General features: G+C 58.3%; 15 protein-coding genes. 5 read left to right on the top strand and 10 right to left on the bottom strand.

Annotation, left to right across the window (positions count from 1 at the left end):
• Positions 1 to 12 precede the first annotated feature (12 nt).
• Both LOY68_RS17570 and LOY68_RS17565 read left to right on the top strand, forming a co-directional pair.
• Positions 13 to 1,074: an efflux RND transporter periplasmic adaptor subunit gene (locus LOY68_RS17570; protein ID WP_265045803.1), complete on the top strand. Its 1,062-nt coding sequence runs from the start codon at positions 13 to 15 to the stop codon at positions 1,072 to 1,074.
• Positions 1,071 to 4,145 (top strand): efflux RND transporter permease subunit, encoded by a 3,075-nt coding sequence (locus LOY68_RS17565; protein ID WP_265038745.1) that lies wholly within the window; start codon positions 1,071 to 1,073, stop codon positions 4,143 to 4,145. Before LOY68_RS17570 ends, LOY68_RS17565 begins: the two co-directional genes overlap by 4 nt.
• A 61-nt stretch (positions 4,146 to 4,206) precedes the next feature.
• Here LOY68_RS17565 and LOY68_RS17560 read toward each other — a convergent pair whose 3' ends face one another.
• Both LOY68_RS17560 and LOY68_RS17555 read right to left on the bottom strand, forming a co-directional pair.
• Entirely contained in the window at positions 4,207 to 5,055 is an 849-nt protein-coding gene (locus LOY68_RS17560) for a helix-turn-helix transcriptional regulator (RefSeq protein WP_163910370.1), read from the bottom strand.
• A 135-nt stretch (positions 5,056 to 5,190) separates the two neighbouring features.
• Positions 5,191 to 5,877: an acyl-homoserine-lactone synthase gene (locus LOY68_RS17555; protein WP_054614550.1), complete on the bottom strand. Its 687-nt coding sequence runs from the start codon at positions 5,875 to 5,877 to the stop codon at positions 5,191 to 5,193.
• Between the two features lie 541 nt (positions 5,878 to 6,418).
• Between LOY68_RS17555 and LOY68_RS17550 the strand changes: the two genes are divergently transcribed.
• On the top strand, positions 6,419 to 7,018 hold the full coding sequence (locus LOY68_RS17550; protein ID WP_265038744.1) for a LysE family translocator: 600 nt from the start codon (positions 6,419 to 6,421) through the stop codon (positions 7,016 to 7,018).
• A 120-nt stretch (positions 7,019 to 7,138) separates the two neighbouring features.
• On the opposite strand, the gene LOY68_RS17545 is transcribed toward LOY68_RS17550, so the two are convergent.
• From LOY68_RS17545 to LOY68_RS17530, 4 genes are all read right to left on the bottom strand, one after another.
• Complete coding sequence (locus LOY68_RS17545) at positions 7,139 to 7,864, bottom strand: helix-turn-helix transcriptional regulator (RefSeq protein WP_082356697.1); 726 nt, start codon at positions 7,862 to 7,864, stop codon at positions 7,139 to 7,141.
• Positions 7,865 to 8,147: 283 nt separating this feature from the next.
• Complete coding sequence (locus tag LOY68_RS17540; RefSeq protein ID WP_163910369.1) at positions 8,148 to 8,582, bottom strand: hypothetical protein; 435 nt, start codon at positions 8,580 to 8,582, stop codon at positions 8,148 to 8,150.
• A 141-nt stretch (positions 8,583 to 8,723) separates the two neighbouring features.
• Positions 8,724 to 9,497 carry an L-iditol 2-dehydrogenase gene (locus LOY68_RS17535; protein ID WP_265038743.1) on the bottom strand — a complete coding sequence of 258 codons (774 nt, stop codon included), beginning with the start codon at positions 9,495 to 9,497 and terminating at the stop codon, positions 8,724 to 8,726.
• Between the two features lie 63 nt (positions 9,498 to 9,560).
• Complete coding sequence (locus LOY68_RS17530; protein WP_265038742.1) at positions 9,561 to 10,871, bottom strand: ABC transporter substrate-binding protein; 1,311 nt, start codon at positions 10,869 to 10,871, stop codon at positions 9,561 to 9,563.
• 244 nt (positions 10,872 to 11,115) lie between these two features.
• Between LOY68_RS17530 and LOY68_RS17525 the strand changes: the two genes are divergently transcribed.
• On the top strand, positions 11,116 to 12,006 hold the full coding sequence (locus LOY68_RS17525; RefSeq protein WP_054614554.1) for a helix-turn-helix domain-containing protein: 891 nt from the start codon (positions 11,116 to 11,118) through the stop codon (positions 12,004 to 12,006).
• Between the two features lie 4 nt (positions 12,007 to 12,010).
• On the opposite strand, the gene LOY68_RS17520 is transcribed toward LOY68_RS17525, so the two are convergent.
• Together LOY68_RS17520 and LOY68_RS17515 are read right to left on the bottom strand one after the other, a co-directional pair.
• Entirely contained in the window at positions 12,011 to 12,814 is an 804-nt protein-coding gene (locus LOY68_RS17520) for a putative hydro-lyase (protein WP_265038741.1), read from the bottom strand.
• A 91-nt stretch (positions 12,815 to 12,905) separates the two neighbouring features.
• Positions 12,906 to 13,853 carry a LysR family transcriptional regulator gene (locus LOY68_RS17515; RefSeq protein ID WP_054050478.1) on the bottom strand — a complete coding sequence of 316 codons (948 nt, stop codon included), beginning with the start codon at positions 13,851 to 13,853 and terminating at the stop codon, positions 12,906 to 12,908.
• A 261-nt stretch (positions 13,854 to 14,114) separates the two neighbouring features.
• On the opposite strand from LOY68_RS17515, the gene LOY68_RS17510 reads away from it, so the two are divergent.
• The gene (locus LOY68_RS17510; protein WP_265038740.1) at positions 14,115 to 15,356 is read left to right on the top strand and encodes an OprD family porin; all 1,242 of its coding nucleotides are present in this window, start codon (positions 14,115 to 14,117) and stop codon (positions 15,354 to 15,356) included.
• A 155-nt stretch (positions 15,357 to 15,511) separates the two neighbouring features.
• On the opposite strand, the gene LOY68_RS17505 is transcribed toward LOY68_RS17510, so the two are convergent.
• Together LOY68_RS17505 and LOY68_RS17500 are read right to left on the bottom strand one after the other, a co-directional pair.
• A complete protein-coding gene (locus LOY68_RS17505) occupies positions 15,512 to 16,300 on the bottom strand; it encodes a transporter substrate-binding domain-containing protein (protein ID WP_265038739.1) in 789 nt (262 codons plus the stop codon).
• Between the two features lie 69 nt (positions 16,301 to 16,369).
• The gene (locus LOY68_RS17500) at positions 16,370 to 17,077 is read right to left on the bottom strand and encodes a cupin domain-containing protein (RefSeq protein WP_265038738.1); all 708 of its coding nucleotides are present in this window, start codon (positions 17,075 to 17,077) and stop codon (positions 16,370 to 16,372) included.
• Between the last annotated feature and the right edge of the window lie 16 nt (positions 17,078 to 17,093).

Raw genomic sequence — 17,093 nt, 5'->3', positions numbered from 1 at the left:
ATCGTGGCGGTAATGACTTTTGTCTCGCTGCGCCGAGGCCCGGAACCGGTGGCGGAAGCGGCGGCCCCGAGTGTCAGCAGCTTGAGCGTCGAAGTCGTGCAGGCGCGGCGGCAACAGTGGCCGCAGTTGCTGTCGGCCAGCGGTGCGTTGGCGCCGTGGCAGGAAGCGGTGATCAGTGCCGAGACCAGCAGCCTGCGCATCGCCAGCCTCGAAGCGGATGTCGGCAGCCGGGTGAAAAAAGGCCAGTTGCTGGCGACCCTGGCCCCGGACACCGTGCTGGCCGAAGAGAGCAAGCAGCAGGCGCTGGTCGCCCAGGCTGTCGCCAGTTTGCAGCAAGCCAATTCCAATGATCGCCGTGCCGGTATCGTCGGGCAGGGCGGCGCCTTGTCGGAACAACAGCGCGAGGATTACCGCATCAAGGTCGCCACCGCGAAGGCCGATCTGGCCGGCGCCAAAGCCGAACTGCAAACCGCGCAAATCCGCCTCAAGCAGACGCGCATCGTGGCGGTTGACGATGGCATCATTTCCTCGCGCACCGCGTTGCTCGGCCAGGTGCCGACGGCGGGTGACGAGCTGTTTCGACTGGTGCGTGACGGGCGTATCGAATGGCAGGCTGAACTGGATGCGCGTCAACTCTCCCGCGTCGAGGCCGGGCAAGTTGCGCGCCTGACACTGCCGGGCGGGCAAAGCCTCGAAGGGCAGGTGCGGCTGGTGTCGCCGACGCTCAGTACCAAAACCAGTCGCGCCGTGGTCTATGTCGCGCTGCCGAAAGACAGCCCGGCACAGGCTGGCATGTACGCCAGTGGCCAGATCGAACTGCCGCCGCGCGAAGCCCTCACCGTGCCGGACACGGCGGTGATCCTGCGCGACGGTCGCTCCTACGTGTTCACCCTGAGTGACGATTCCCACGTCGCCCAGCGTCCCGTCGAAGTCGGCAGGCGCCTGATGAACTCAGTGGAAATCCTCTCTGGCCTGGATGAACCCGCGCGCATCGTGCGTGCCGGCGGCGCCTTTCTCAGCGATGGCGCGAGCGTGACCCTGGTCCCGGCGCAGCCGCAGGTGGCCCAGCCATGAATATTTCGGCGCTGTCGATCCGCCATCCGGTCCCGGCGGTGATGTTGTTTATCCTGCTGACGATCTTCGGCCTGGTGGGTTTCGACCGGCTCGGCATCCAGGATTTTCCGGACATGGACTTGCCGGTGGTGGTGATTAGCGCCTCCCTCGAAGGCGCAGCGCCCGAGCAACTGGAAACCGAGGTGGCGCGCAAGCTTGAGGATCAACTCACCTCCCTGCGCCTGCTCAAGCATGTGACGACCGTGATCACCGACGGCGCGGTGAATATCAGCGTCAGCTTCGCCATCGACAAGGATGGCAACGAGGCGCTCAACGAAGTGCGCAACGCGGTGGACAGTGCCATGCCGCAATTGCCGGCCAGCCTGGATACGCCGTCAGTCTCGCGGCTGACCACCAGCGCCAGTTCGCTGCTGACTTACGTGATCGACTCCGACAGCCTCGATGAAGAGGCGTTGTCGTGGTTCGTCGACAATGAATTGAGCAAGAAGCTGCTGTCGGTGCCAGGTGTGGCGCTGATCTCCCGGGTCGGCGGCGTCGATCGGGAGATCCAGGTCAATCTCGATCCTGCGTTGATGGCGGGGCTCGGCATTCGTGTCGCGGACGTGGCCAGCCAGTTGCGGGCGATGCAAAAGGACAACTCCGGTGGCCAGGGCAACCTGGGCAGTGGACAGCAATCACTGCGGACCCTGGGCGCGATTGACGACCCGGCCGCACTCGGTGCCATCGACATTCCCAGCGGCGACGGCAGGCTGTTGGCGTTGCGGCAACTCGCTGACATCCGCGACACCCACGCCGAACGCAGCACCCGGGCGTTTCGCGATGGCAAACCGGTGATCGGTTTCCAGGTCGTGCGCTCGCTGGGTTTTTCCGATGTTGGTGTGGCTACGGATGTGCGCGAGGCGATGACTGAGTTTGCCAAGCAACATTCCAACGTGCACATCGTCGAAGCCAGCGATGCGGTGGAGTCGGTCCTCGACAATTACCGTGGCTCGATGAGCCTGCTGTACGAAGGCATGCTGCTGGCGGTGCTGGTGGTCTGGTGGTTTTTGCGCGATTGGCGCGCGACGCTAATCGTGGCCACGGCGCTGCCGCTGTCGATCATTCCGACGTTTGGCGTGATCTACCTGGCCGGGTTTACCCTCAATACCGTGTCCTTGTTGGCCTTGGCATTGGTGATCGGCGTATTGGTGGACGATGCCATCGTCGAGATCGAGAACATCGCCCGGCATTTGCGCATGGGCAAGACCCCACGCGAGGCGGCCATCGAAGCCGCTGACGAAATTGGCCTGGCGGTACTCGCCACAACGGTGACGCTGGTCGCGGTGTTCCTGCCCACGGCATTCATGGGCGGGATTGCCGGCAAGATTTTCCGTGAGTTCGGGGTGACAGCTTCGGCGGCGCTGCTGTTTTCGTTGCTGGTGGCGCGGCTGCTGACGCCGATGATGGCGGCGTATTTCCTGCGGGCCCGGCACGAAGCCGAACATGACAGCGGCTTGATGACGCGCTACCTCGGCTGGATTCACGGCACCCTGAACCGGCGCAAAACCACCATGCTCTGTGCCGGACTGTTCTTTATCGGCTCGCTGATGCTGATTCCGCTGTTGCCCACCAGTTTCCTGCCGCCCGCCGACACGGCCCACAGCAAAGTCATTCTGGAGCTGCCGCCCGGTACGACCCTGGATCAGACCACCGCGATCACCCAGCAGGCCAGCGAACGACTGAACGCCATGCCCGAGGTCAAACACGTCTTCAGCTCGATCGGCACCGCCAACAGCTCGGGCTCGGGACCCAAGGACATCACCGGTAACGGCGACGCGATCCTCACCGTCGACCTGGTGCCTCGCGATGAACGCGATCTCAAGCAAGTCGAGGTCGAAGCGAAGATCCGCCAGGTGCTGCGCTCACTGCCCGGTGTGCGGGTGAATGTCGGCGGCGATGGCAGCGGTGAGAAACTCGACATCGTGCTGGCCAGCGACGACGGCGACTTGCTGGTGCGCACCGCCAGTGCGCTGGAGCCGCAGCTGCGGCAATTGAAGGGCATCGGCAACGTGACCTCCAGTTCTGCCTTGCAGCGCCCGGAAATCCAGATGCACCCCGATTTCGCCCGGGCCGCAGAGCAAGGCATCACCAGTCAGGACATCGCTGATACGTTGCGCATGGCGACCTACGGCGAGTATTCCTCGGCACTAGGCAAGATCAACTTGTCCCAGCGCCAGGTGGATGTGCGAGTGCGCATGGATCCGCTGGTGCGCAACGATCTTGATGCGATCAACCAATTGCGCGTGACCGGTCGCGATGGCCAGGTGGCGCTGGCGTCCCTGGGTGAACTGCGCATGGGCAGCGGGCCGGCGCAAATCATGCGTCTGGATCGCTTGCGCAACATCACGCTGTCCATCGAGCTCAACGGCCGCACCCTCGGCGAAGTCATGGCCGAGGTTACCCAGTTGCCGGTGATGCTCAACCTGCCCTCCGAAGTGAAACTGGTGGAGGCCGGCGAGTTGCAATTGATGAGTGAACTGTTTGGCAGTTTCGGCCTGGCCATGGCCATCGGTGTGTTTTGTATCTATGCGGTGCTGGTGCTGCTGTTCCACGATTTCCTGCAGCCGGCGACGATCCTCTCGGCATTGCCGCTGTCTTTGGGCGGTGCATTGGTGGCGCTGCTGGTATGCAACCTGAGCTTTTCCCTGCCGTCGGTGATCGGTTTGCTGATGCTGATGGGGATCGTGACCAAGAACTCCATCCTGTTGGTGGAGTACGCGATCATGGCTCGGCGTGATTTTGGCCTGGGTCGCTATGACGCACTGATCGATGCCTGCCACAAACGGGCGCGTCCGATCCTGATGACCACCATCGCCATGGGCGCCGGGATGCTGCCGACTGCGATGGGTATCGGCGAAGACCCGAGTTTCCGTCAGCCGATGGCCGTCGTGGTGATCGGTGGTCTGCTGACATCAACGTTGCTGAGTCTGTTGGTGGTGCCGGTGATCTTTACCTACGTGGACGACATATTGCAGTCGCTCAAGCGTCGAGTTGGAGTAGTGCCGGACAGGGAGGTGGTGAATGAAGGCTGAAGCGGGTTTCCCCGACACGCGCCTGTTGTGGGCTGCGGTCGGGAAAAGAGTGGAAGTGGGGTTAGACGGCGTTGCGCAGTGCGGGTGTGGCAGATTGAGCATCCACCGAATGCATCCAGCGAATCAGCGAACGGCGTCCGCCGATCCCCATTTTTATCGCCGCGCGTTTCAGGTAGCTCTCGACGGTATTGACTCGCAGGTCGAATTGCTCGGCCAGTTCCGGCGCCGTATGCCCGGCCAACAGGCCAACGCACACTTCGGTTTCGCGAGATGAGAGGGTCAATCCCGATTCCAGCAGGCGATCGGCAAAGCGCTGGCGCAACGTTTCCATGCCGCCGTGCTCAGGTTCATCCAGCGCAATGTGCGCGTCTGGTCGAGACGGTGCCGAGGGGAGCAGGGCAGCAACGTGCTCTTCAACCATGGGCAGCAGCAGGCAGGAAAAATCTTTCAGGAAGGCACATTCCTGTGGCGAAAAGCCTTGGGAAAGATGGGAGCGGTAGACCGACAGGACGTAGCGGCGACCGTTTTTCCGGGAGGTCAGATGCAACTGGGCGCCTGCCTTTGGCGGCACTTTGTCTGACTGGTCCTGGGCGAGCAAGCAGCAGGAAAAGTCTGGCAGCTTCTGATATTTCGCGTCTTCGAAAAAAATATCATCGGCCAGCAGGTACGGCTTTTTTACCGTGTGGGTGTCCATAATGGCATCGATACAGGTGTTGTTCAGTCCGACGCAGCCAATACTTGATGTGCTCAGTTCAGAAATATCCCTGTCGTCTATCCACTGCTCCGTAATATGGGTGGCGTCTACAGGTACTTCCGTCACTATCAGATCATGCAACATTCGGGGAAAGTGGCGGCTACCTGTACTGGCAATGACTTTGCCAACGTGCGGGAACAATCTTTGTAAGTTCATCGGCTCTCCATGTCATGATTTCGATTGGGGTTGTTTTTGTTCAATTTCGACATGCCATCAGTGTATATACAGCGCGTTTCTGATTTGTTTCAGTTTGTGGTTTAAAGTTCATTCGGGTGGGATGGCTCTATGATGTTAGCAGGCCATCAATGAGTCGCTTAGAACTTCGTCGTATAACGTTGTGCGGGCTGGAGTGTTCTTGTTGAATACCTCTTCGAAGACTGAGGTTGTGCAGGGGAGAGTGCCATATATGACCTTTTCGCCCTTTGTTCCCTGGGCAATGTTACGCCTGTTAACTGTCCATCCGGAGCGTTTGAGGATCTTCTCCATCATGGCATCTACAACAACTTCATAGGTATGTACGTTTTGTTTGAAGGCGAACTTTATCATTGACAGAAAAATTGCCGCCGTGCGAAAATCGATGTTCGATTTATTAAGTTCTCCCATGCAGTTATCGTTGGCTGCCAGTGCAAATCGGGTGGCCTCCCAACAATGTTTTGTGTTGGGTCTGGTCTTATCCGTGGTCAGCATGAAACTTAATGCGCCAGATATAAGGGTTGGCTTGCTGGAAGGACGAAGTCTTACGCATCCGGTGACGCGATCTCTTTGGTGGGAGTAGATATAGATGGCGTCGGTGTCGTCGTACTCGTCGGACTCATAATCGCTGCCTTGATAGCTTTCAATGTCCCATTTTTTTCTATCAATGAACGCGACTTTTCGAATTGAGAGTATTTGCTCTAGGATTGTTGGCGGGATTGTCGAGTAACTGCCGACGCTTGTGTATACACCGGAAAACTCGAATTCACTATGAAATTGTTTCATGGTCTGACGTTCTTGGTTGTGCGTGGGGACTTTACTGTTAACGCTAGACTAAAGTATTACAACTGTCCTTAAGTACAGTGTCTGGTTTTTGCCAGTTGTTGTTTAATTGATAGTTTGGTTTTTCAATCGGTGTGGCGCATTAATATTAGTTGTCCTACCTGTGCTGAATACCGACTGTTGAATAAATTATTGGCAGGCCTGTGGCCTCGATCACAAACTCGACGACAGGTAGTTTCGGGCTGTCATTATTCTGGGTAGGCGGGAGGTGTGGAGCCATTGATACAGTTGAGCTTTTTATTCGCATAATAAAATAGCAATAAAGGTGTGGGAACGTGGTTCCCTTGCCCGAGAACTCTGTCCGCTTGAGTCATGGCCGATAATTATTGCAGTTCTGCCAGCTGGCGAGTGCGGTTGTAATCCCGATTCTTCTTTCGGTGTGATGCCATATAACGCTTATCAGTCCTGGCACGTATTGCATAAGGATGGACTGATTCGTCTCCTGAAAATATAAGCCGCCTCGGCTTTTGGTATGGATGACCTTATGTACTACATTGCGATTTCCCTGCTGACCGTGCTGTTGGTTCCGGGCCCCACCAATTCGCTGCTGCTGCAATCGGGCATCAGCCGGGGCCTGAACGCCCACTCGTTCCGGCTGATTGCCGCAGAATGGCTGGCGTATATGATCCAGATTACGCTCTGGGGTGTGTTCATTGACCGCCTGGCCGTGGATTATTCATGGGTGGTGACTGGCACCAAGATCTTTGCTGTGTGTTTCTTGTTCTACATATCGCTGAAGTTATGGTTTTCGACCAGGGGCAATGCCTCTTCGGCTGTCGCAGCGATTACGGTTCCTGAACTGTTTCTGGCGACACTGACAAATCCCAAGGGTTTGTTTTTCGTTTCGTTCGTTGCACCCACCGGCACATTCCTGGCGCTTAATAGTTATGTGCCATTCATGTCGCTGTTTTCGATCGTTATCTTTCCGGTTGGACTTGTCTGGGTGGCAACGGGTGCCTACTGCGGGCGCAAACTGCATTCGTCTATAACCGGGCGGATGGTCAATAGAACAATATCCGTGGTGATCGGGCTCTTTGCTTCGGTGATGCTGTTTAACGTCGCATCCAAAGTCGTGTTTGCATGACTTGGAAAAAACGTGATGACTGTCCCATTTCTGCACTATTGATGTGCGGTCATGGGGCGGTACGGAACTTGAGGTGGGGAGGGGTGTCGCGGAAGAATTAACTGACCAGTACAGTAAAGGTTAAATCAGGTTCAGGTAGAGCGCTTTGATCATGGCCTGCTTGACGTTTATACAATCGAGTTTTTCGGTCATTTGCTTGGCATGGAATTTAACCGTGCGCTCGGTAATGCTCATGATCAGGCCTATTTCCTTATAGTTCTTCCCAAGCGCGAGCCAGTGCAAGAATTCGTGCTCTCTGGGCGTCAATTTCAGTGCACTTTCGGTACTGGTTTCGATGGGGCGATACTGATGGGCAATAATGCTGATGGTTTTGATGATGAACATGTTTTCCCGGACAATGCGCACAAAGTCAGGATCGTTGTCTTCCGACGTTAAATGAATGGAGCCGAATGCCCGACCTGGCTCATGCAGCGGAATACTGAACCCTTGCTGGATGCCATATTCCTGCGACTGCTCGAATATCTCGGTGTTTGATTCGACCGGAATTTCATTCCAGAAAAACGGATTCGAGGTGATGGCGGAGTTCGCCATGACGGGATCTGACTTGTAGAGGGCGTTTTTGCGATAGGTCTCGACCCATTCAGCGGGGTAATTGCTGTGAATCGCAATGTCGGAGCTTTCGAAAGGACTGGCGTCCATATGCACATAGGCGAATTTACTCACCTCTAACTTGCCGAATATCCACTCCAGTATTTCAACGTACTCTTTTTTATTCAATCCCGGGATGTTGTTCTCAAGCTCTTGGATTAAATCAAAAATGCTTTGGCTTGAGGAAAGCTTGGGCATGATGGGAGGGCTCGGATAATGGGGCGATTTTTATAAAGCAAGAGCCCTTATTAGACCAATTGCTCTAATATTCGTTGGATGTTAGTTGGAATATGACGGAGTTATAGCATCGGCAGTCAGTGATGACAAGAATGTTTTTTACGGTGAAGAATTGAAAAATTAGCATGGCATATACATGCTTTTTCAGAGAATCTGAGGGGCTGTGTGCTCAGTAAAAGCAGGACAAAGAGTTGGCGCACCTGCACTCGGCGGGTGCGCTTTTTTGCGGGTTATTCAATGATAATCAGGCAGCCAGTTGTTGCTGCAGTTGCAGATTCCCGTCAACATCCTTGACCAAACCACTGGCCAAAAACAGCGGTTGCAAGCGCTTGTGCAATTGAGGTTCGGTAAACTCCTTGACGGTCGCCAGCACCAGATTCCCGTACATCTCCAGCTCCGCTTTGGTATACGACAGCCAGGCCTTCTTCAGCACCATCAAAACATCGCTACCGGCGGTGGACGCGAAGCGGCGGTGCACCACTTGGCCTTCCAGATTGAAGGTGTGCTGGTACTCATAACCGGTCTCGTCGCCCTGGCTTTCGACACACCGAATGCAGGTGCACTTGCCGTCGCCGAACGCCACGCGCAGATAGCTGTTGAAGTCCACGACGGGCTTGAGCCCCAGACGCTTATCGTCGACTGCGAACAAATCCCCGGTCATTTTTTCTTCAGTACTCAACGTCAAATTCCCCTCAGTCATACGGCGTATTTTCACAGCGCTGCACAATACCAGCCGGATCGGCCTTGCGGTGACTTTCCAGGCCGGCGGACACGCAAACGCCACTCAATGAGTGGCGTTTTTTTGTCCCGGATTCAGGGGTCAACTCATCCAGTTACCGCCATCAACGTTGTACGTCTGGGCCACGATGTAGTCGCTTTCGGCCGATGCGAGGAAGATCGCCATGCCGACCAGGTCTTGTGCGGTCGCCATGCGTCCGAACGGCACTTCTTCGCCCACCAGTTTTTTCTTTTCCCCGAGCGGCCGGTTTTCGTACTTGGCGAACAACGCGTCTACGCCGTCCCAGTGCTCACCGTCCACCACACCCGGAGCGATGGCATTCACATTGATGCCGTGCTTGATGAGGTTCAGACCCGCCGATTGCGTGAGGCTGATCACCGCAGCCTTGGTTGCGCAATACACCGCCACCAACGCTTCGCCCCGGCGCCCGGCCTGGCTGGCCATGTTGATGATCTTGCCGCCATGGCCCTGGGCGATCATTTGCCGGGCGGCGGCCTGCAATGTGAACAGGGTGCCGGCCACGTTGATCGAGAACAGTCGGTCGTAACTCTCTCGGGAAATATCGGTGATGGGCGCGAGGTCGAACAGCGCTGCGTTGTTGATCAGGATATCGAGCTTGCCGACTTTCGCGACGACGGCTGCGATTGCGCCGTCGATGGACGATTGGTTAGTCACGTCCATCTCCACCGCGTAAGCATTCGGCCCCAACTCGGCCGCTGTGGCTTGTGCCTGTTGCAGGTTGATGTCGGCGATCGCGACAGTCGCGCCTTCGTTGATATAGGCGTGGGCGAATACCCGGCCGATACCTCGGGCGGCGCCAGTGATGAGGGTGCTTTTTCCTTCCAGGCGTTTCATGTTCTTCTCCGGTTTTGGGAGTTATAGGCAAGTACATCAATCCAGTGTGGGAGCGGGCGCTGATTATTTGGGATAGCCCGCGCGTTTCATTTCGCGTTCGGTGGACTGTTGCGCACTGGCCAGGGCCTGTTCGACCGACATCTGCCCGGTGAGGGCGGCGGACAACTGCTTGCCGACCGACGTACCGATGGCCTGGAACTCGGGAATGGTCACGTACTGGATACCCACGTAGGGCACCGGCTGCATGGACGGGTGCGCCGGGTCGGCGTTCTGCATCATCTGCAAGGTGACCTTGGCAAACGGCGCGGCCTGCAAGTAGGCGTCGCTGTAGGTGGACATCCGCGTACCTGGCGGCACGTTGGTGATGCCGTCCTTCTGCGCGACGAGCTGGATGTATTCCTTGGAGGTGGCCCAGGTGACAAAGGCTTTGGCCGCGTCTTTGTGCTGGGAGCTGGTCGGAATCGCCAGCGACCAGGCGTAGAGCCACGACGAGCCTTTGTCGGTGACCTGCGTCGGCGCCGCCACGAAGCCGACCTTGTCGGCGACATTGCTCTGGGTTTTGTCGGTGATGAAGGAACCCGCGACGCTGGCGTCGACCCAGATCGCGCACTTGCCGCTGTTGAACAGGGCCAGGGTTTCGTTGAAACCGTTGCTCGACACGCCGGGCGGGCCGTAGCGCTTCAGCGTATCCACGTAGAAGTTGGCGGCGGCGGTCCATTCCGGACCGGTAAGCTGTGGCTGCCATTTCTCGTCGAACCAGCGCGCCCCAAAGGCGTTGGCCATGGTCGACAGCAACGCGATGTTTTCACCCCAACCGGCCTTACCCCGCAGGCACATGCCGTATTGCTCTTTGTCCGGGTGGTGCAGCTTGCCGGCGAACTCGCCGAGCTGGGTCCACGTCGGGTGCCCGGGCATGCTCAGCCCGGCGTCCTTGAACAGGTCGGTGCGGTAATAAGTGACGGTGCTTTCGCCATAGAACGGCAGGGCGTAGAGCGTGTCGTTGATTGAAAGGCCCTGGCGAACCGAAGGAAAGATGTCCTCGACGTCATAGTCGGCGGGCAGATCCTTCATCGGTTCCAGCCAGCGTTTGGCCGCCCACAACGGCGTTTCGTAGGTACCGATGGTCAGCACGTCGAACTGGCCACCTTGCGTGGCGATGTCGGTGGTCAGGCGCTGGCGCAGGACATTCTCTTCCAGCACCACCCAATTGAGCTTGATGTCCGGGTGCGCGGCTTCGAAGGTTTTCGAGAGCTTTTGCATGCGGATCATGTCGCTGTTGTTCACCGTGGCGATGGTCACGGTGTCGGCCGCGTGGCCGAGCAGGGCGAAGGAAATACCGGCGGACAGAAAAAGTGCGTTGGGCAATAGCTTCATCGTGTTCTCCGCTCTGCGGCTTGGGCAGCAGAAACTTTTATTGTTGTAATCCGGGATGGCGAATCGATTACAACAGTTGCCCAAGGGCCTCACAAATGAATGGCATACGCTGCACTGATACTTTTTTAACCGCTCGTGCTTGCGGCAAAAAAGTATCAGTCGTCGCCTGGCATTGCGCTAGGCAACCCCTACGCCTTAGTGTGAATCTTGCTTGGTCTACAAAAATAATAAGGACTCGACAGTGATGAGCCATTACGCCACCGCGGAAAAACAGCCCGCGCTCGAAGTCATCCTCAACGAGCCACAACACAGTTTTCGTTGGTATCAGCATGACTATCCCTTCGACCTGGCGCGTTGGAATCATCATCCCGAATTCGAAATCCACCTGATCCGCGAGGGCAGCGGTCGGCTATTGGCGGGGGACTACATCGGCCTGTTCGAGGCTGGCCATGTGGCGTTGATCGGCCCCGGCCTACCGCACGACTGGATCAGCGACCTGGGCAAAGGCGAGGTGATTGCCGGCCGCGACGTGGTCTTGCAGTTCGACGGCCAGGCGCTGATGCAACTGCGCAACCTTGTGCCGGAACTCAATGAGTTGCAAAGCCTGTTCCGCCAAGCAGCCCAGGGCATCGAGTTCAGCGGTGCGACGCGCAAGAAAGCCGCCGAGTTGCTGGAACAGATCGGCCAGAGCCAGGGGTTTGCGCGGTTGTGCCTGTTCCTGTCGCTGCTGCAACTGCTGGCCTCGGCGCCGGAAAGCCAAAGAAAAACCCTCGCCAGCCTGCAATACGCACCGATGCTCGACGCCTTGACCGCCCAGCGCATGAGCATCGTCTTCGACTACATCCTCAACGACCTCGCCGAGGAACTGCGCCTGTCCGTGATCGCCCAACGCCTGGAGATGAGCGAGCCGGCGTTCTCCAAGTTCTTCAAGCGCGCCACCGGCCACACCTTCGTCGACCTGACCCGCAAGCTGCGAGTGCAGCGGGCCTGCCGTTTACTGGCGCAAAGCAGCCTGAGCGTGGCGAATATCTGCTTCGAAGTCGGCTATGCCAACCTGTCGAATTTCAACCGGCACTTCCGGCATGAAATGCACGAGACCCCGAGCGAGTATCGGCAGCGGTTGCAGGCTGGCTGAACAATCACATCGTGCTGTTCCACAGATCCGTCACCAGCATGCAGCCCGGCGCATGGGTGATGCACAGCGGTGGACGCGAGGCCTGCACCACCGATTGCGGCGTCACGCCACAGGCCCAGAACACCGGGATTTCATCGGCTGCGATCGGCACCGCATCGCCGTAATCCGGCGCGTCCAGCGAGCGAATACCGATCAAGGACGGATCGCCAATATGCACCGGAGCGCCATGAACGTTGGGCATGCGCGCGGTGATCTGGATCGCCTGGATCGCGGCGGCGGCTTTCATCGGGCGCATGCTGACCACCAGTTTGCCGCCCAGGCGCGCAGTGGGGCGGGTGTCGATATTGGTCTGGTACATGGCGACATTGCGCCCGAGGTCGATGTGCTTGAGGGCGATGCCGGCGTCCAGCAGCGGTTGTTCGAAGGAGAACGAACAGCCGATGGCGAAAGCCACCAGGTCGTCCTGCCACAGGGACTCGATGTCCAGCGGCTCCTCGCACAACTCGCCGTGGCGATAGACCCGGTAGCGCGGCACGTCGTGGCGAATGTCGATGGCGGTGCCGAGGTTGCGGAAGAACGGATCCCCAGGTTCGGTTACATCAAGCAGCGGGCAAGCCTGGCGATTCAGGGTGCAGTAGCGCAGGAATTCATTCGCCCAGTCGCTGGGCAGAATCACGATATTGGCTTGCACCCGGCCTTGGCCGAGGCCGCTGGTGTGGCCCTGATAGTGTCCGGCGGCGATGCTTTGGCGCAGGGCCAGCGGGGCGCGCTGTTGTAATTGTTCGAAGGACAGGGCGGGTTGATTCATCACGGTAGCTCCACAAGTTCGTGGGTACTTTTTAGAAAACCGTGGCGATGCCGTCCAACAAGGAATGTTGTTGCCCCCAGACAACTAAAAGTTATTCGAGGGGTTGCCGACTGTTCAGACCCGGTGCCGCGACCATGCGTTGCGGGCCGACATCAATGGCGTATTGGCCGACAACCTGGCGGCTCATGTCGACAATGTTTTCGATCAGCTCCAGGCCGACCCCGGCGCGCCACGAAGCCACCACATCCAGTTGCGGCAGGCCGGTGCCGGGCTCCAGCTGAATCAATTCGCCGCTGGCCAGGGGCTTGGCCACCAACGCCGCTGGCAACGCGCCAATCCCGAAGCCGTCGCGAATCAGCCGGGTCATGGCCGACACCGAATTCACGCAACTGACCCGCGGCGCGCTGATGCCATGGGCGTGCAGCAGGTTGAGCACATCCTGATGCGGCCGTGAGTGTTTGACGAACGTGATGATGCGCTCGCTGGCCATTTCGATCAGCGACGCGTAGGGCCGGGCATAAATCGAGTTGCTGGCAGCGATCCAGTGCATGGGGTAGTGCGCCAGTTCGAGGTTGCGCACGCTTTCGTGGCGGATCAGGTCGGTCTGGAACACGATGTCCAGATAACCCTTTTGCAGTTGTTCGCAGAGATTGCGCGCGGCGTCGGCGGTGATTTCGATTTCCACGGCGGGAAAGGTCTGCATCAGGGTCGACATCAACGGGCTGAGCCAGGTGTGGATCACCGTGTCCATCACGCCGATGCGCACCAGGCCCTGTTGCGGGCTGGTGTTGTCCAGCGAATGCTTCAACGCGCGCTGAACCTCAAGCATCTGCTCGGCATAGTCGAGCACCTTGAGCCCTTCGGGGGTCAGCGACACCCCGCGTGAGTCCCGCACGAACAGGCGCAGGCCCAACTCGTCTTCCAGCGCAGCGATGCGGCTGGAGATCGCAGCCTGGGTGCTGAACATTTTCTCGGCGGTCAGGCTGAAGCTTTGCAGGCGGGCGACCCAGACGAAGGTTTCGAGGAATTTGAGGTTCATGGCGGTTCTCTTGGTGTTTGTGGTTCTTATGCAGAGACTGGTTGCAATTGTTACTCCAGAGTCGGCCTTCGGGCGCATCAAATTTTCTTATGCCTGACCTCGCTTTTTTCCCGTTTGACGCCGCTGCGCCCTGACGCAAAGAATCCGCTCCCGACGCCGCTCATTGCGTCAGCTCCCCCATGACCACTTTATAAAAACAATATCGGACGCGACCGCCACGCCCCCGAGAGGGTCCGCTCGTGTCTGCAAAAGGAGCACGGCATGCGCCATTTCAATTCCACCCAGCGGCTGTACACCCCGGTCGGCACCTTGCTCGGCTTGAGCCTGATCGGTGTGCCGAGCGCTCAGGCGGATTTTATCGCTGACAGCAAAGGCAGCCTCGAAGCCCGTAACTTCTACTTCAACCGCGATTTTCGCCAGGACGGTTCCCGGGACAAAGCCGAGGAATGGGCCCAGGGTTTTCTGTTGCGGATGGAGTCAGGCTACACCGCCGGCACCCTGGGTTTTGGCCTGGACGCCCTGGGCATGGCCGGTTTCAAACTGGATTCCGGTGGCGGCACGGCGGGCACCAATCTGTTGCCACCGGACTTGTCCGGCGGTTCGCAGGATCAATATGGCGAACTGGGCCTGACCGCCAAAGTGCGTTTGTCCAACAGCACGCTGAAGCTGGGAACGTTGCAGATCAAGGACCCGGTGGTCAGTTCCAACGACACGCGTCTGTTACCGGGCACGTTCAAGGGTGGATTGCTCAGCGTGCAGGAAATCGAGCGGTTGAAGCTGACCGCCGGGCAATTTACCCAGATCAACTTTGTCGACTCCACCGACTATCAGGACATGACTGCCAACCGCATCGGCGGCAACAGCGACAAGTTCCAGTTCGCCGGGGCGGACTACCAGTTCCTGCCCAACCTCACGGCGCAATACCGCTACGGCAAACTGGAAAACATCTACCAGCAGAACTACCTCGGGTTTGTCCACGCGCTGGATCTGGGCTCTGGCCAGTCATTGAAGAGCGACGTGCGTTATGCCCGCAGCGCTGAAGACGGCAACTTTCGCAAGATTGATAATCAGGCCTTTGGAGCGCTGTTCACCTACAGCCTCGGCGGCCATGCGCTGGGCCTGGGCTACCAGCGCATGAGCGGCGACGATCCGTTTCCATACATCGGTCGTAGCGATCCGTACCTGGTCAACTTCGTGCAGATCGGCGACTTCGCCAATATCGACGAACACTCCTGGCAAGCCCGCTACGACTACAACTTTGCCGCACTCGGCGTACCGGGATTGACCTTCATGACCCGCTACATCTCCGGCGACAACGTGCAACGCAGTGCACCGGGAGAGGGCAAGGAATGGGAGCGCAACACCGACATCGCCTATGTGGTGCAGGACGGCACATTGAAAGGATTGGGGTTTAAATGGCGTAACGCTTCCGTGCGTTCGAATTTTGGCAACGATCTGGATGAGAATCGGCTGATCGTCAGTTATACCGTGGGGCTTTGGTAAGCCCCAGTTAGCCTGAGCAGACACTGATCCTGTGGCGAGGGAGCTTGCTCCCGCTGGACTGCGCAGCAGTCCCCCTTCTTTTAGGGCTGCTTCGCAACCCAGCGGGAGCAAGCTCCCTCGCCACAAAAGCCCGCTCGGTCATAGGTATGGGGACATCATTGCCCAGGCACCGCCAACCACTCACCCACAACTTTCTGATAATTCCCGGTGACCTTGCTCAGGTGCAGCCACTGATCGACATACTGCTTCCAGGTCACGTCGTCACGCGGCAGCAGATACGCCTTCTCGCCATACTGGAAATACTGACTCGGATTCACCGCACACAGCCCAGGCTTGAGTTTCTGCTGGTACAGCGCCTCGGACGCATCGGTGATCATCACGTCAGCTTTCTTCTCGAGCAATGCCTGGAACAGCGTGACATTGTCGTGCAGCATCAACTGCGCCTTGGGCAGGAACGCATGCACAAACGCTTCATTGGTGCCGCCGGCCGGTTCAATCAGCCGCACCGATGGCTGGTTGATTTGCTCGATGGTCTGGTAACGCGACTGGTCTTCGCAGCGCACCAGCGGCACCTTGCCATCGACGTCGAGGGTGCTGCTGAAGAAGGCTTTTTTCTGCCGCTCCAGCGTGACGGAAATCCCGCCCATGCCGATGTCGCATTTGCCGGCGAGCAAGTCGGGCATCAGGGTTTTCCAGGTGGTCTGCTCCCATTTCACCTTGACGCCCAGGCTGTCGGCGAGTGAGCGGGCCATCGCGATGTCGATGCCTTCGTACTCGCCGTTTTCATTTTTGTAGGTGTAGGGCTTGTAGTCACCGGTGGTACAGACCGTCAGCACACCTTGCTGGATGACGCTGTCCAGGTGCGAAGGCGTTTCCTGTGCGTGCGCGCCCAAGGGCAGGGCGAGTAATCCGCAGAGGAGCAGGGCGTGTTTTTTATCGTTCATATGCTCGGCGCTCACTTCAAATCCTATGAAAGGTGCGCCGAGTATTGCCGAAAAATCGCTGCGATTCGACTACTTGACCGCATACACCTTGCGCACATACCGCGTGCTTTTCCACGCGCACGGCGCACCTTGTGGCACGAACACGCTGTCGCCAGTGTTGACCGTCACGCTTGATCCATCGGGTGCGAGCAAGGTCACGCTGCCTTCGATCAAGTGCATCAGCTCATTGAGTTTGTGCGCTCGGCCGTGGCGCTCGTAAGGCGTCGAGTCCCAGACGCCGACGCGCAGATCGGTTACCGCGTCTTCGAAGGCGTTACGCGACCGGCACTGTGGCGTCGGGCCGATAAGTATTTGCGGTTCCGGTGCTGCGGAGGGCGAGAGCATCGCCAGCGGGTCAAGCAAGGTCAGGCCGGGTGTTGGCGCTTCGGTGGCCATGGCACAAAATGCCCACTGCGTGCCGGGATGCGCGTCGATCCGCAGCCCCGTGCCGCGACCGATCACGGCGCTGCTGCCGACACCCAGTTCCAGCGTCTGCTCCGGGGTTTTCAGAGCTACGTGACCAGCGTGGACCACCAGTACTTCAGTGTGCGGGAAGTCCTCGATATCAAACACATCGCCGGTTTCGACGATGCCGGCCGACACGCCATCAACGCCGGACCAGGCCACCTGGCGAGTGTCCATAAATGGGTCGGCCGCATTTAATGCCAGCGTTTTGAAAGGCGTGACAACGCGGCTGCCGTCGGCGCGCGCCAACAGCAGAACAGTAGGTTGGGACATGCGGGTGATGCTCCAG

Source organism: Pseudomonas sp. B21-053 (assembly GCF_026016365.1).
Classification (GTDB): Bacteria; Pseudomonadota; Gammaproteobacteria; order Pseudomonadales; family Pseudomonadaceae; genus Aquipseudomonas; species Aquipseudomonas nunensis.
The sequence above is the reverse complement of the archived record's forward strand: the minus strand, read 5'-3'. Positions and strand labels throughout refer to the sequence as shown.

Excerpts from the sequence above, each read along its gene's own strand:
- LOY68_RS17570 (WP_265045803.1), top strand. The coding sequence starts at position 13 with ATGACTTTTGTCTCGCTGCGCCGAGGCCCGGAACCGGTGGCGGAAGCG.
- LOY68_RS17565 (WP_265038745.1), top strand. The coding sequence starts at position 1,071 with ATGAATATTTCGGCGCTGTCGATCCGCCATCCGGTCCCGGCGGTGATG.
- LOY68_RS17560 (WP_163910370.1), bottom strand. The coding sequence starts at position 5,055 with ATGAACTTACAAAGATTGTTCCCGCACGTTGGCAAAGTCATTGCCAGT.
- LOY68_RS17555 (WP_054614550.1), bottom strand. The coding sequence starts at position 5,877 with ATGAAACAATTTCATAGTGAATTCGAGTTTTCCGGTGTATACACAAGC.
- LOY68_RS17550 (WP_265038744.1), top strand. The coding sequence starts at position 6,419 with ATGTACTACATTGCGATTTCCCTGCTGACCGTGCTGTTGGTTCCGGGC.
- LOY68_RS17545 (WP_082356697.1), bottom strand. The coding sequence starts at position 7,864 with ATGCCCAAGCTTTCCTCAAGCCAAAGCATTTTTGATTTAATCCAAGAG.
- LOY68_RS17535 (WP_265038743.1), bottom strand. The coding sequence starts at position 9,497 with ATGAAACGCCTGGAAGGAAAAAGCACCCTCATCACTGGCGCCGCCCGA.
- LOY68_RS17530 (WP_265038742.1), bottom strand. The coding sequence starts at position 10,871 with ATGAAGCTATTGCCCAACGCACTTTTTCTGTCCGCCGGTATTTCCTTC.
- LOY68_RS17525 (WP_054614554.1), top strand. The coding sequence starts at position 11,116 with ATGAGCCATTACGCCACCGCGGAAAAACAGCCCGCGCTCGAAGTCATC.
- LOY68_RS17520 (WP_265038741.1), bottom strand. The coding sequence starts at position 12,814 with ATGAATCAACCCGCCCTGTCCTTCGAACAATTACAACAGCGCGCCCCG.
- LOY68_RS17515 (WP_054050478.1), bottom strand. The coding sequence starts at position 13,853 with ATGAACCTCAAATTCCTCGAAACCTTCGTCTGGGTCGCCCGCCTGCAA.
- LOY68_RS17510 (WP_265038740.1), top strand. The coding sequence starts at position 14,115 with ATGCGCCATTTCAATTCCACCCAGCGGCTGTACACCCCGGTCGGCACC.
- LOY68_RS17505 (WP_265038739.1), bottom strand. The coding sequence starts at position 16,300 with ATGAACGATAAAAAACACGCCCTGCTCCTCTGCGGATTACTCGCCCTG.
- LOY68_RS17500 (WP_265038738.1), bottom strand. The coding sequence starts at position 17,077 with ATGTCCCAACCTACTGTTCTGCTGTTGGCGCGCGCCGACGGCAGCCGC.